The sequence below is a fragment of the Mycobacterium sp. P2_H7 genome, assembly GCF_056403275.1.
Genome location: NZ_JBFUFU010000045.1, coordinates 1 through 736 on the forward strand (window position 1 = coordinate 1; position 736 = coordinate 736).

The window sequence follows — 736 nt, forward strand, 5'->3', positions numbered from 1 at the left end:
TCGTTCCCCTGCTGGTGCCGAAGTCGGGCGGCTGAAGCCCGTTTGCTGTTTGCGCCTGTCGATTGCCCCCAACGCCGCGACGCTCTGACGTCACGGCATGGATCCTAGGTGTTTGATCCCGAGCTTTAATGGTGCGATATTTTCTTCCGAATGGAAGGATGCGCTATGGGACAGGTTCTACACGGCCGCGCCACAACGACAGAGGCAATCCGTCGAGCAATACAGMATAGTCAAGAGAGCCTGAGGACGCTGGCCAAGCGCTACGGSATCAATCAGAAGACTGTCGCCAAATGGCGGGAGCGGACTTCGGTGACCGATCTGCCGACCGGTCCGAGACAGCCGAGATCGACGGTTCTGTCTGTCGAGGAAGAGGCCGTCATCGTCGCCTTCCGCCGGTATACGCTGCTGCCGCTCGACGACTGCCTCTACACCTTGCAGCCGACGATCCCGCACCTGACGCGTTCGTCCTTGCACCGCTGCCTGCAGCGCCATGGCATCGGCCGGCTGCCGGATATCGAAGGCGACAAGCCGGCAAGGAAGAAGTTCAAAAGCTACCCGATCGGCTACTTCCACATCGACGTCGCCGAGGTGCGCACCGAACAGGGCAAGCTGCACATGTTCGTCGCCATCGACCGCACCTCCAAGTTCGCCTTCGTCGAGCTGCAYGAGAAGGCCACCACCGCCGTCTCTAAAGAGTTTCTGCTCCGGCTGATCGCCGCAGTCCCCTACAAGATCC

Annotated in this window: 1 protein-coding gene; it reads left to right on the forward strand. The window is 60.7% G+C overall.

Annotation, left to right across the window (positions count from 1 at the left end; translation table 11 throughout):
* Window positions 1-165: 165 nt before the first annotated feature.
* The coding region (locus AC1DY7_RS31255) for a transposase family protein (RefSeq protein ID WP_477497639.1) at window positions 166-736 on the forward strand (571 nt) is incomplete at its 3' end.